Annotated in this window: 5 protein-coding genes and 2 pseudogenes (1 of these 7 only partly in view); 5 read left to right on the forward strand and 2 right to left on the reverse strand. The window is 65.1% G+C overall.

The features are described from left to right. The 5 genes and pseudogenes from BT125_RS03155 to BT125_RS29925 all read left to right on the forward strand — a co-directional run. Window positions 1-7,064 carry the 3' end of a non-ribosomal peptide synthase/polyketide synthase gene (locus BT125_RS03155; RefSeq protein WP_072405139.1) on the forward strand. The gene continues 10,750 nt to the left of window position 1, outside the view, so only the last 7,064 of its 17,814 coding nucleotides appear in the window; its start codon lies beyond the left edge, outside the window; it ends in the stop codon at window positions 7,062-7,064. Beyond that, a complete protein-coding gene (locus BT125_RS03160) occupies window positions 7,054-8,430 on the forward strand; it encodes an MFS transporter (RefSeq protein WP_072405140.1) in 1,377 nt (458 codons plus the stop codon). Before BT125_RS03155 ends, BT125_RS03160 begins: the two co-directional genes overlap by 11 nt. Before the next feature lie 212 nt (window positions 8,431-8,642). Further along, window positions 8,643-8,939 carry an ArsR/SmtB family transcription factor gene (locus BT125_RS03165; protein WP_072405141.1) on the forward strand — a complete coding sequence of 99 codons (297 nt, stop codon included), beginning with the start codon at window positions 8,643-8,645 and terminating at the stop codon, window positions 8,937-8,939. Between the two features lie 55 nt (window positions 8,940-8,994). After that, the gene (locus BT125_RS03170) at window positions 8,995-10,005 is read left to right on the forward strand and encodes a zinc-dependent alcohol dehydrogenase family protein (RefSeq protein ID WP_072405142.1); all 1,011 of its coding nucleotides are present in this window, start codon (window positions 8,995-8,997) and stop codon (window positions 10,003-10,005) included. Then, window positions 10,006-10,101: pseudogene (locus BT125_RS29925) on the forward strand (transposase domain-containing protein); the annotation flags it as partial. 67 nt (window positions 10,102-10,168) lie between these two features. Here the strand turns inward: BT125_RS29925 and BT125_RS29930 are convergent. After that, on the reverse strand, window positions 10,169-11,032 hold the full coding sequence (locus BT125_RS29930) for a methyl-accepting chemotaxis protein (protein WP_371857788.1): 864 nt from the start codon (window positions 11,030-11,032) through the stop codon (window positions 10,169-10,171). Then, window positions 11,024-11,794: pseudogene (locus BT125_RS29935) on the reverse strand (MCP four helix bundle domain-containing protein); the annotation flags it as partial. The gene BT125_RS29930 and the pseudogene BT125_RS29935, both read right to left, overlap by 9 nt. Window positions 11,795-11,910: the final 116 nt, after the last annotated feature.

The raw sequence follows: 11,910 nt of genomic DNA on the forward strand, positions 1-11,910 counted from the left end.
CCCTGGGGGCCCAGGCGCACCAGGACGTGCCGTTCGAGCACGTGGTGGAAGCGCTCAATCCGCCGCGCACCTTGGCCCACAGCCCAGTGTTCCAACTCATGTTCGCCTGGCAGAACGCGCCGCGCGGTTCCTTGGACCTTGATGGCCTGAGCCTGACCAGTGTCGCCGGCGAGCAGATCACCGCGCCGTTCGATCTGTCCCTGGAGCTGTACGAGGCCGATGGACGCATCCTCGGAGGACTGAACTACGCCACCGCATTGTTCGATCCCGCCAGCGTGCAACGGCATTGGGACTATTTGGCCAATGTGCTGCGCCAACTCTGCCTGGACGACCGCCAGCCAGTGGCGCGGCTGTCGCTGGTGGACGACCAGGAGCGCGAGCGCCTCTGGCACCAGCTCAATCCGGTTCCGACGCCGTTTCCCGAAGCAGGCTGGGTCCATCGACCGTTCGAACGACAAGCCCGGCAGCAGCCCGAGGCCCTTGCCGTGGAGCTGCATGGACGCGGTTTGAGCTATGGCGAACTCAATCGCCAGGCCAATCACCTCGCCGCGCAGTTGGTGGAACTGGGCGCAGGCCCGGGCCAACGGATCGCCATCCACCTGCCCCGCAGCCTGGAAATGATTTTGGCCCTGTTGGCCACGCTCAAGACCGGCGCGGCCTACGTGCCCCTGGACCCCAGCCAGCCCATCGCCCGCCGGCAGGCTATCGTCGACGATTGCCAACCCTGCCTGCTGCTCTGGGATGCCCAGCGCGTCGAAGCCCTGAGGCTCGGCGAGCGCTGCCCGGCGCTGTCGGTTCGCCTGGCGGCCACCGTGGGTCCGGCGTCCGTCCTGCCGGAACTGGCGCCGCCGCGGCCGGATGACCTGGCCTACGTCATGTACACCTCCGGCTCCACCGGAACGCCCAAGGGCGTCGCCATGGGCCACCTGGCCTTGGACAACCTGTTGGCCTGGCAGGCCGCCCAGGCGCTGCCCGGTCCGGCGCGGACCCTGCAATTCGCCGCGCTGGGCTTCGACGTGGCGTTCCAGGAGATCTTTTCCACCTTGGGCACCGGGGGCACCCTGGTGCTGCTGGACGAGACCCAGCGCCTGGACCTCGCCGGCCTGCCCCAATGGCTGGCGCAGGCGCGGATCGAGCGGCTGTTCCTGCCCTATATCGCCCTGGCGACCCTGGCCGACGCTTGGGCCGAGGCGCCACTGGCGTTGCCGATGCTGCGGGACGTGATCGTCGCCGGCGAAGCGCTGCGCATCAACGGCGCCCTGCGCGCGCTGTTCGAAGCCCATCCCCAGGCCCGTCTGCACAACCACTATGGCCCCACCGAAACCCACGTGGTTTGCACCCATACCCTGTCCGGTGATCCTGCGCTCTGGCCGGACCTGCCGGTGATCGGCCGGCCGATCGCCAATACCCAGGTGTGCCTGTTGGACGGCACCGGCCAATGGGTACCCCAGGGCGCGGCCGGCGAACTGCATGTCGCCGGCGTGGCCCTGGCCCAGGGTTACCTGAACCGGGCGCAACTGACCGCCGAGCGCTTCATCGAGCACCCTTTCGACACCACCCCCGGCGCGCGACTGTACAAGACCGGCGACCTCGCACGCTGGACCGCCGAGGGCGCCCTGCAGTACCTGGGGCGCAACGATTCCCAGGTCAAGATCCGCGGTTACCGGGTCGAACTGGCCGAAGTGGAAAGTCGTCTCGATCAGTTGCCCGGCCTGCGCGAATCGGTGGTGATTGTTCTGCCGGGCGACAACGATCAGGCGCGTTTGGTGGCCTATTACAGCGCCAGCGAGACTCTCTCGCCGCTGACCCTGCGTAGCCAACTGAGCGAGCGCCTGCCCGAGTACATGCTGCCCAGTGCCTTCGTGCAAGTGCCGGCATTGCCGATCACTGCCAACGGCAAGGTCGACCGTCAGCGCTTGCCGGCGCCTCCCGCCGATGCGTTCGCCCAGGGTCAATACAGCGCTCCCCAGGGCGAGTTGGAAATCACCCTGGCAACGATCTGGAGCGAATTGCTCGGGGTCGAGGCAGTGGGTCGTGACGATGATTTTTTCGCCCTGGGTGGGCACTCGTTGCTGGCGTTGCGCTTGCTGGCCAAGGTGCGCCATCGAGTGGGCCTGGAAATGCCGCTCTCGGCGGTCTTCGCCCAGCCGCGCCTGCACGCGCTTGCCGCCGCCCTGGGTAACGCCGGGCGCAGCCGTCTGGGGCCGCTGCCGGCCAGTGACCGCAGTCAGCCGCTGCCGCTGTCGTTCGCTCAGCAGAACCTCTGGCTGATCCAGCAGCTCAATCCGGATTCCACCGCGGCCTTCAACATGCCCGCGGGCCTGCGCTTGCGCGGGCACTTGGATATCGAAGCGCTGCGCCGGTCGCTGGACCGCATCGTCGCGCGGCATGAAAGCCTGCGTACCCGCTTCGTCAGTGTGGCGGGACAGGCGCGCCAAGTGATCGATTTGCCCCGGGCGCTGGCCCTGACGACCCTGGACCTGAGCGCCTCCGGCGCGGCGGACTGGCAATCGATCTGCGCCGAGGAAGCCGCTCGGCCGTTCGACCTCACGCGCCAATGGCCGATCCGCGCCAGCCTGCTGCGTCTGGACCACGACGACCACGTCGTCCTCGTCACGCTGCACCACCTGGTCTCGGACGGCTGGTCCATGGGCATCCTCACCGACGAGTTCTCACGCCTGTATCAAGCGTTCAGCCAGGGGCGGGTCGATCCACTGCCGGCCCTGGATCGCCAATACGGTGACTACAGCCTTTGGCAGCGCGATTGGTTGCAAGGCGACGAACTGCAACGCCAGCGCGCCTACTGGACCCGCCATTTGCAGGACGCACCGACCTGCGTGGCCCTGCCCACCGACCGGCCGCGGCCGGCACGGCTGGACTACGCCGGCGCCAGCCTGCCGGTGCGCATCGACGCTGAGCTGACCCACGGCCTCAAGGCCCTCGGCCAGCGCCACGGCACCACGCTGTACATGACCGTATTGACGGCCTGGGCGGTGGTGGTCAGCCGGTTCTCGGGCCAGGACCGGGTGGTCATCGGTTCGCCGGTGGCCAACCGCAACCGGGTCGAGCTGGAGCCGCTGATCGGTTTCTTCGTGAACTTCCAGGCGCTGTGCATCGAAGTGGGCGACGCCCCGACGGTGGACACCCTCCTGGCCCGGGTCAAGGACCTGGCGCTGGCCGCCCAGGAACACCAGGACCTGCCGTTCGAACAGGTCATCGAGGCGCTCAATCCGCCACGTTCCCAAGCCTACAACGCCGTGTTCCAACTGATGCTGGCCTGGCAGAACGCCCCGGCGGGCGAACTGGACCTGGGCAACGGCTTGCATCTGGAAAGCGTCGGTGCGCCGGTGACCACGGCCAAGTTCGATCTGGCGCTGGATGTACACGAGGTGGACGGCGTGATCGAAGGCGGCTTCAACTACGCCACCGCGTTGTTTGACGCCGATACCGTGGCTCGTCACTGGCAGGCGCTGCTCTCGGTGCTACAGGCGATGGTCGCGGACGACCGTCAATCGGTGGCCGACATCGACCTGCTCAGCCAAACCGAACGCGAGCAACTGCTCCATGGCTTCAACCCCGCCGTGGCGCTCCCCACGACCAATGGGGAGCGTCTGCACCAGCGTTTCGAGGCCCAGGCGGCTCGCCGCCCGGATGCCGTTGCGGTGGAGTACGGTGAACAACGGCTCAGTTATCGAGCGCTCAACGAGCGCGCCAATCGCCTGGCCCATCGCTTGCGTGGGCTGGGGGTCGGCGCGGACAGCCGCGTGGCAATCCATGTCGAACGCAGCCTCGACATGCCCATGGCCATTCTCGCGACCCTCAAGGCCGGCGGCGCTTATGTGCCGCTGGATCCGGTCTACCCGGCCCAGCGCCTGAACTTCATGCTGGACGACAGCCAGCCGCGGGTGCTGTTGACCCTGGCTGATCTGCCGGTTGAACTGCACCTGCCGGTCGGTTGCGAAGTCCTTTCCCTGGACCCGGATCGCGGCGGCTGGCGCGACCTGCCCTGCACCGATCTGGCAGCCGATCCGCACGCCAGCGACCGCGATCTGGCCTACATCATCTATACCTCCGGCTCGACCGGCATGCCTAAGGGCGTGATGATCGAGCACCGCTCGGTGTTGCGGCTGTTCAGCGCCACCGATGCCTGGTTCGGCTTCGATGAGCGAGACGTCTGGACGCTGTTCCACTCCTACGCCTTCGACTTCTCGGTCTGGGAGCTCTGGGGTGCGCTGCTGCATGGCGGCCGGCTGGTGGTGGTGCCTTACCTGACCTCGCGCAGCCCCGAAGACTTCTACCGGCTGCTGGTGGAGACCGGCGTCACCGTACTCAACCAGACGCCCAGCGCCTTCTACGCCTGGATGAAGCAGACCCGCGCCGAACCCCATCGCCTGCGCTGCATCATTTTCGGCGGCGAGGCCCTCGATGGCGCGGCGCTACGGCCTTGGTTCGAGCGCCCGGACAGCCAGGGCACGCAGTTGGTGAACATGTACGGCATCACCGAGACTACGGTGCATGTGACCTACCAGCCCATCGATGCCGCCCACTGCCACGCCGGGCTGGCCCCCATCGGCCGGCCGATCCCCGACCTGCGGGTCTATCTGCTCGATGAGCGGGGCGAACTGGTGCCCCGCGGCGTGGTGGGCGAACTCCACGTCGCCGGGCCAGGCCTGGCCCGCGGCTATCTCAACCGTCCAGCGCTGGACGCCGAACGATTCCTGCCGGCCCGTTTTGCCGGTGGCGAGGGCGAACGCCTCTACAGAACCGGCGACTTGGCGCGTTGGAGCAGCGACGGCACCCTGTACTACCTGGGACGCAACGACCAGCAGGTCAAGGTGCGCGGCTTCCGCATCGAGTTGGGGGAGATCGAAGCACGCCTCACGGCGCTGGACGACGTGCGTTCGGCACGGGTCCTGGCACGCCAGGACGAACCCGGCGATCCGCGGCTGGTCGCCTATCTGCTCGCCGAACCGGGCCGCCAGTTGGAGCCAGCGTCGCTACGGTTGGCACTGGCCGAACAGTTGCCAGCACACATGGTGCCCGGCGCCTATGTGCAACTGGAACGATGGCCGTTGACCGCCAATGGCAAGGTCGACCGCGGCGCCTTGCCCGCGCCTGACCAGCACGCCCTGCAGCAGCGTCCCTACGCTGCGCCCCAAGGCGCCACGGAAAGCCTGCTGGCACAACTCTGGGCACGGTTGCTGGGGGTCGAGCAGGTGGGTCGCGAGGACAATTTCTTTGCCCTCGGCGGGCATTCGCTGCTGCTGGTGCAAATGCTCGACGCCCTGCGCGAACAAGGCCTGGGCGTGTCCGTGGGCGACTTGTTCAACGCCGCGGACCTGGCGGCACTGGCTCGTGAAGTGCTGCCCCTGGATGACCAGGACGTCGACCAGCAGGCGCTACTGTGTATCCGCGCCGGCACGGACCAACGGGCCCCGCTGTTCTTCATCCACGAAGGCACCGGCGAGGCGCTGCCCTACGCTCGCCTGGCCCGCTACCTGGACCCGGCGCTGGGGATATACGCGGTGCAAGCCGCCGCCGAACTGGACCAAGGCATCTGCAACGAGACGCTCGCCAGCCGTTACATTGCGCTGCTGCGCAAGGTCCAACCCCAGGGCCCATACTGGCTCGCCGGCTGGTCGGCGGGCGGCCTGCTGGCCTATGAAATGGCCCGCCAACTGCGAGGCGAGGACTGTCCGGTGGCGTTCGTTGGCCTGATCGACAGCAGCCAGCCGGGCGCACTGCGCGCCGCGCCAGTGACCCTGGACTTGAACGATGACGCACTGCGCCAGCAACTGCTCGCTTATCTGACGCAGCAGTGGCGCAATGGGGCCGACCAGGAGCCGGGGGACGCCTGGCACACGGGCCTCGACCTTGATGCGCTGATCACTACGGCCCAGGAACGCGGCTGGCTGCCCGGCGGCTTTGACCGCCAGGCACTGGACCGTCGCGCCCGCCTCAACCTGACCCTGCGCAACGCCATGGTCCGCTACCGGCCGGCGCCCCTGGGCCTGCCGGTGCACTTGTTCAGCGCCACTTCGCCTGTGCCGGGCTTGTCCAGCCCGAACGGGCTTGGCGCCGATTGGCAGGCTCTGCTGGGCAACGATCTGGTGGAGCAACGCATCGAGGGTGATCACTGGTCGATCATGCGTGACCCCGAGCCGCTGCAACACCTGGCCCAGGCGCTGGAGCAGGCCTTGAGCCAGGCCGAACGGGATGCCGACGAACCGCGCGGCGGCCGTAGCGGCTTTGTCTTGCAGACCGGCGCGGCGCAGGCGCCTTGCCTGTTCATGATCCCCGGTGCCGGGGCTAACGTCGCCAGCTTCGTGCCGCTGATCCAGCAGCTGGATGCGCGCTTGAACGTGGTCGGCCTGCAGGCTCGCGGTTCTGACGGGCGCTGCGAGCCCCACGGGACGGTGCAGGCGGCCGCCAGCGCCTATGTGAAGGAGATCCGCAGACAGCAGCCGGATGGCCCGTATTACCTGCTCGGCCATTCGTTCGGCGGCTGGCTGGCCTTCGAGGTGGCGCGTCAGTTGCTAGCCGAAGGCGCGTCGGTGGCGCCGGTGGTGCTGCTCGACAGCCGCGCGCCCGGCCCGCGTCTGGCCAGCGACGCGCGCCACGCCCTGGCCCGTTACGTCGGCTTGCTGGAGATGGATGCCGGGCGCGATCTGGGCCTGGACATCGACCGCCTCGCCAGCCTCGAAGTCGACGAGCAATGCGCTCAACTGCTGGCGAGCATGCAAGCGGTCGGGCTGATGCCGGCGCAAGCCCGGGCCGATGCGTTGCGCGGGCCGCTGCGGGTGTTCCAGGCCAACCTGGCGACGCAGTACCAACCAACACCGCCCTACCCTGGGCCCGTGGTGCTGGTCGAGGCTGGCCAGCACAGCGCCGAACCGGACGACCCGGCGCAACGCTGGGAAGCGTTCGCCCCCGACTGCAGGCGACAAGTGCTCGAGGATTGCAATCATTTGTCGATTCTCAAGTCCCGCGCGGCGCCGGCCCTCGCCGGTTTGCTGCGGCACCATTGGCCCGTGATCGAGGCGCTGCCGAACCATGACGATTGAACCTTCGCTACGCCCCTGGCTGTGGGCCTGGGGCGCCCAGGTCGCGTCCACCCTGGGCTCGGCCCTGGCGGCATTCAGCCTGGGGATCTGGTTGCTGCAGCAACACGGCAGCGTCACCGACTACGCCTGGGTCATCGCCCTGTCAGCCTTGCCCGGACTGCTGCTGGCGCCGCTGGCCGGGTGGCTGGTGGACCGCTGTGAAGCGCGTGCCTTGCTGTTGGGCGTGGAAGCCTGTAGCGGCGCGGCGGCGCTGGCGCTGTGGTGGCTGTTCGAATCCAACGCCCTGGACCGCTGGCAGGTGTACGCCTTCGCCGCGGTGAACTCCAGCACCCTGGTGGTGCGCATGCTGGTGTGTCAGGCGGCCATCCCGCGACTTCTGCGCAGCCCCCAGGCGATCGGCCGGGCCAATGGCCTGATGCAATTGATGGTGGGCTTGCCGCAACTGATCGCCCCCACCCTGGCGGCGCTGCTACTAGGCAGCGTCGGGGTACCGGGAGTGCTGTTGCTGGACCTTGGCGCCGTGCTGTCATGCGCCACCGTCCTTATCTGGATCGGCCTGTTCGTCAGCGCCGTGCGCGGCACCGGCCAGGTCCGCGTCGGCGCCGAGGGCGGATCGTCGGTGGTCCTGGCCGTGCTGCGCGGGCGTCCGGCGCTGTGGGCGTTGCTGGCCTACCTCGGGCTGGAGCACTTGATGCTCGGCCTGGCCTCGGCGCTGTTGTCGCCACTGGTCTTGGAACGCCACTCGGTGCTGGTGCTGGGCACCCTGATGACCTGCGGTGGCCTGGGCATGCTCGGCGGCTCGCTGTGGGTGGTGGCCCGGCCGCCGGTGCGGCTGATCCGCACTGTATTGCTGGCCGACCTGCTGCTCGGCGCCGCCGTCCTGACCATCGGCGCCAGCGCTTCGCCGGTGGTGCTGTATGTGGCCGCCTTCGTCGCGTTCGGCTGTTTTTCCCTGAGCACCAGCAGCGACCAGAGTTTCTGGCAACGCAGCCTGCCCGCCGACGCCCTCGGCCGGGTCTTGTCGGCCCGGCAAATGGTGTGCCTGCTGGCAATGCCCATTGGCGCCCTGGGCGCCGGCGCATTGGCCGACGGCTGGGCGATCACATTGATGAGCAAAACCGGAGAGTGGCAATCCCGACTGGCGCCGTTGTTGGGGACGGGCAAGGTGGGTGGCCTGAGCCTGCTGTTTGCCGTGGCAGGCCTGTTGTATGTGCTGCTGGCCAGCCTGGGGCTGGCCTTCGGCCCCTTGCGGCGCTTGCAGCCGGGCGTGCCCCTATACGGCGAGACAAGGCGCGGAGCCGGGTTGACGGCTGCAGGCAGCGGTGATGTTCTCGCCGGGGCTCCACGTTTGGAAGAACAAGGATGACGCGCCACAACAACGGTCGCTAACCGGCCACAAGCAGTCGTTCAAGCATATACCGGGGGATGTTTACCAGAGCGGGTAGTCCAAGCAGTCATTCAATGCGTCCACAAAAATCAGGGTCGATTCAGCTGGATGCGTTTTTTGAGTTCAAACCTTTGCGCTGGGTAATCGATTACTTATTGAACATTTCGTAAAAAAACGTAACATTGCCGCCCATGATACTCGAACAGCTCAAAGCCCTGGGCAATGACACTCGCATGCAAATGATGGAGTGGCTCAAAGACCCACTCAGTAATTTCCCCCCTCAGGATCATGGCGATCCCGCGATAGGCGTGTGCGTCACCCATTTGCAGCACAAGGCCGGGCTTTCACCTTCTACCGCGTCTGCACATTTAGCTATCTTGCAACGTGCAGGCTTCGTGCTGACCACCCGCATCGGAAAGTGGACCTACTACCGGCGCAATGAGCAGGCGATTGATGACTTTGCGGCTAGGCTGATCATCGAATTGTAATTTTTAAACTTTCATTTCGTTATTTCGCGTAATGAGAAAATATGAGGAAACCCCTATGAGCAGCAAAACTATCTTCGTTGAACCCGGTGGCGGCTATGAAAAGGTTGTGATTGGCAGCAGCGAAGTCCGAGCCGCAGCGCGTGGCGAAATCACCGTACGCCTTCATGCCAACTCGCTCAACTACCACGACTTTGCGGTGGTCAGCGGTATGTGGGGCCCTAGCGAAAAACGCATCCCCATGGCCGATGGTGCGGGTGAAGTCATTGCTGTCGGCCCAGATGTCACTGAATTCAAGGTGGGTGACTCAGTCGTCAGCACCTTCTTCCCGGAATGGATCAACGGTGCACCGCTGGTTGAAGGCTTTGTCAGCGTGCCAGGTGATGGCATTGACGGCTACGCTCGTGAGCAAGTGACGGCCAACGCCACATCGTTCACCCTCGCGCCTATTGGCTACACCCATGCTGAAGCGTCGACGCTTACCACCGCCGGCCTTACGGCATGGCGCGCCCTGATGGCCGATGACTCACTCAAGCCGGGCGACACCGTGCTCGTCCAAGGCACGGGTGGCGTTTCAATTTTCGCCCTGCAGTTCGCTAAAATGGCCGGTGCCACCGTTATTGCGACCTCTTCAAGCGACGAAAAACTTGAACGTCTGAAAGCGCTAGGCGCTGATCATGTGATCAATTACCGCAAAGACCTCAACTGGGGCGAAACTGCACGCGCGCTAACGGGTGGCCGTGGTGTTGACCACATCATCGAAGTCGGCGGCCCTGCGACGCTTGAGCAATCGATGAGTGCAGTTCGGGTTGCTGGTCACATCTCCGTCATCGGCATATTGAGTGGCGTAAGCGGTGCAATGAATTTTGTACCGGCACTGATCAAGCAAGTGCGTCTGCAGGGTGTATTGGTGGGTAGCCGCAGCCAGCAGCAGGACATGATCCGAGCCATCAATGCTAATGGCATGCGCCCGATTATCGATCGTCATTTCCCTTTGAGCGAGATTGTCGAAGCGTTCAAGTATCAGGAAACCAACCAGCATTTCGGCAAAATTTGCCTGGATATCTAAGCACGTATGCATGGGCATGATCCGTATGCCTCTCTCAAGGATGTGGTGCCACGTCTGCCGACGCAGCGTACGAGAGAGATTGGCCCCATGCCGCCTGTCACAATTGGCAGCAAGGGGTCTTTTTCAGCCGGCCACCACAGGCGGTATAGCCCTTCGCCTACCCTCAGACCTTGAAGCGCGCCACTAGATGATTGAGTTCAATCGCCAGGTTGGCCATTTCACTGCAGGCGCTGGCGGTCTGGCTGGCGCCTGCCGAGCTCTGGATTGACAGTTCGCGGATACTGGTCAGGTTCTGGTCAGCCTCGCGGGCCACCTGGGCTTGCTCTTCGGAGGCGGTGGCGATCAGCAGGTTGCGTTCGTTGATGTGGGCTATGGTCTCGGCGATCTGCTTGAGCGAGAGGTCGGCATTCTGCGCCACCGAGATTGAACTGCTGGCCATCTGCGCGCTGACGCTCATGGCGCTCACCGCGTGGGTCGAGTCGGTCTGGATCGCGCTGATCATCTGTTCGATTTCCTGCGTCGACTGCTGGGTGCGATGGGCCAATGCCCGCACCTCATCGGCCACCACGGCGAAGCCACGGCCTTGCTCCCCGGCCCGAGCGGCTTCAATGGCCGCGTTCAGCGCCAGCAGGTTGGTCTGCTCGGCAATGGCTCGAATCACCTCGACCACCTTGCTGATGTCCTGTGCCCTGCCTGACAAGGCCTTGACCTGTTCACCCGTGGTGGCCACGTTGTTGGCCAGACCTTCGATGGCTTTGAGGGTTTGCGCCACGTTCTCGATACCCGAGCGGGTGAACTCCATTGATTCGCGGGAAGATTGGGCGGCGGCTTCGGCATTGCGTGCCACCTCGTCCACCGCGGCGCTCATTTCGGTCACCGCGGTGGCCGCCTGATTGACCTCGTCGTTCTGCCGCACCAAACCGCGGCTGGCGTCTTCGGTCACCGCGGTCATTTCCTCAGATGCCGACGCCAGTTGGGTGGAGGAATCAGCGATGCGGGCGATGGTTTCCCGCAGGTTGTCCTGCATCTTCGCCAGAGCGGCCAGCAGGCGGCCGGCTTCATCGCCGCCACTGATCGAGACCTCTCGGGAAAGGTCACTGCCGGCGATGCGCTCAGCCACGGCCAGGGCATCGCTGAGGGGCGACGTGATGCTGCGGGTCAGCATCGCAGCCAGCACCACGGTGAGTACCACGGTTAACACCAGCAGGCCAATTACCAGGGTCACGCCATTGCTATAGGTGGCTGTGGCGTCCAGCCCCGCACGCTTGGCGCCCTCTTCATTGAAGTTCGAGAGATTGTCCATCTTGTCCTGCAGGGCGTTGGTCATAGGGCTGATGCGGGTATTGATCAGGGTGACGGCTGCGGCATTGTCACCACTTCGCAGCATCGGCTCCAGCTCGTCCAACAGTCTGAAATACTGCTGCACATCGTTGGACACTGCCAGGTAGAGCTCACGCTCAGTCGGCCCCGTAATGAGAGGTTCGTAATGGCTGACGGCGTTCTGCAGCGTGCTGCGGTAGCCGCCCAACGCAGCAATGCGGGTTTGGCGCTGTTGTTCGTCGGTGATCACGGTGATGCGAATACTTTCAAGCCGCAGGCGCAAAATGCCTGTCTGCATCTTGCTGGCCTCGCGGATGCTCGCCATCCAGTTGGTTTCAACATCCTGCTCCGAATCTCGAAGCTTGCCCATCTGCAATAGGGCGACGATGCCTAGGGCAAAAACCACCAGGACAATGAGTGAGAAAAACGTGGCAAACCTGGGGGCGAGGTTCATAGTCCTGATATTCATTTTTATTCTCTTGAAAAAGGTCGGAACGATGCTGCTGTCATTCCGGGGTATCGACCAAGACGCTTAGAAATACAAGCCACCCGACAAATGGGCTAGCGCAGCCTCTGGCAAAACGT

The sequence above is a fragment of the Pseudomonas sp. NFACC04-2 genome (assembly GCF_900119265.1).
Lineage (GTDB): Bacteria > Pseudomonadota > Gammaproteobacteria > Pseudomonadales > Pseudomonadaceae > Aquipseudomonas > Aquipseudomonas fluorescens_AA.

Bases quoted from the DNA above. Each gene is read 5' to 3' on its own strand.
- BT125_RS03160 (WP_072405140.1), top strand. From the start codon at position 7,054: ATGACGATTGAACCTTCGCTACGCCCCTGGCTGTGGGCCTGGGGCGCC.
- BT125_RS03165 (WP_072405141.1), top strand. From the start codon at position 8,643: ATGATACTCGAACAGCTCAAAGCCCTGGGCAATGACACTCGCATGCAA.
- BT125_RS03170 (WP_072405142.1), top strand. From the start codon at position 8,995: ATGAGCAGCAAAACTATCTTCGTTGAACCCGGTGGCGGCTATGAAAAG.
- BT125_RS29930 (WP_371857788.1), bottom strand. From the start codon at position 11,032: ATGCAGGACAACCTGCGGGAAACCATCGCCCGCATCGCTGATTCCTCC.